1 protein-coding gene is annotated in these 635 nt (G+C 53.7%); it reads left to right on the top strand.

Features of this window, described 5'->3' with window-relative positions; translation table 11 throughout:
- Window positions 1-222: 222 nt before the first annotated feature.
- On the top strand, window positions 223-635 hold a 413-nt coding region (locus QLG10_RS07905; RefSeq protein WP_282486626.1), incomplete at its 3' end, for a transposase.

Raw genomic sequence — 635 nt, 5'->3', positions numbered from 1 at the left:
TTCGCGAGCAGGCTCGCTTGTATGGTAGGACTTGAAGGGAGGAGGAGGGACAAGGCTCGATTCTGACTGTTGACGCAGTACAGACTGTGGGAGAGTTCGCCCCTCCTCCTTTCACCCAAGCGCCGATAAAGAATGCATCTGGCCTAGACCGACGATAGGAACAAGCCTGCGCCTCTGGGTGAGCCCTTCAAGTGCTTAAAACCTTATCCCGGAGGAAAACCTATGGCAATGCCGGTTTCTGTTTCAAAGCCGATCGTGGGCGTGGATGTCGCCAAGAAAGAATTGGTGATTTATCACGCCGAACTGGACCTGCTTGAAGAGATTCCCAACAACAAAACCAGCATCAACAAGTGGTTAAAGGACTTGCCGGGGAGTGTGGCTATTGCTGTTGAAGCCACCAACATCTACCACCTGGAGTTCGCTGACCTGGCCTTTGAGGCCGGCTGCGTGATTTACATGGTGGGCGGCTATGAGCTCAAACATTACCGAGAAGGTGTGAAGGTCCGTGCCAAAACCGATGCATTGGATGCCAAACTGCTTGCTCGCTATCTGAAGAACGAGCATGAAGAACTTCACCCATGGACGCCGCCGACACCGCTGTATCGCCAACTCCTGAGTCTTTTTCGCCGCCGGGC

Source organism: Pseudomonas sp. V98_8 (genome assembly GCF_029967975.1).
GTDB classification, from domain to species: domain Bacteria; phylum Pseudomonadota; class Gammaproteobacteria; order Pseudomonadales; family Pseudomonadaceae; genus Aquipseudomonas; species Aquipseudomonas umsongensis.
This window is presented reverse-complemented; position numbering and strand designations above follow the sequence as displayed.